At 64.5% G+C, this 684-nt stretch carries 1 protein-coding gene; it reads left to right on the forward strand.

What is annotated here, in order from left to right; all coding sequences use genetic code 11:
- Window positions 1–112 precede the first annotated feature (112 nt).
- Window positions 113–684 (forward strand): response regulator transcription factor (locus BKM74_RS18380; protein ID WP_140056136.1); only part of this gene is annotated, 572 nt, incomplete at its 3' end.

Here is a 684-nt window from a genome sequence, read left to right on the forward strand (position 1 = left end):
GGGCCCATGGCGGGGATATCGTCCTGACGGAGAACACGCCGCAGGGCTGCTGCTTCGAATTCCGCCTGCCCGCGCGTCCCGCAACCATGCCCGCAACCATGGCTGACGAGCAATGAGCGTTCACCTCCCCAGAATCGCCCTGATCGAGGATAATGACGACCTCAGGGAGGAGATGGTGTTCTTCCTGCAATCGCGGGGCTATGCCGCCTGGGGCGCATCCAGCGCGGAGGATTTCTGGAAGCGGCTGCACCGCAACCCGGTGGATATCGTGCTGGTCGATCTGGGCCTGCCGGGCGAGGACGGATTCAGCGTCATCGAATATCTGAACGAGATGTCCGGCTTCGGCCTGATCGTGGTCAGCGCGCGCGGCGGGCAGCCGGAAAGGCTGCGCGGGCTGACGCTCGGTGCCGATATCTATCTGGTAAAGCCGGTGAATTTCGCCCGGCTGGCGGAGGAGATCGACAAGCTGTGGGCGCGTATCCAGGGCGATGGCGCGTCGGAAGCCACGGCCCCGCAGGACACGGCCCCGCCGCAGAAATGGTCGCTCGACGCGGCGCATTCCTGCCTGATCGATCCCGATGGCAAGGCGCTCAGGCTGACCGCGCAGGAATTTTCCCTGCTGCAGATCCTCTACCGCAACCCCAGCCAGGTCTATGCGAAGGAGATCCTGCACGACCAGCTGTT

The organism is Oceanibaculum nanhaiense (genome assembly GCF_002148795.1).
In the GTDB taxonomy this organism is placed as follows: Bacteria; Pseudomonadota; Alphaproteobacteria; order Oceanibaculales; family Oceanibaculaceae; genus Oceanibaculum; species Oceanibaculum nanhaiense.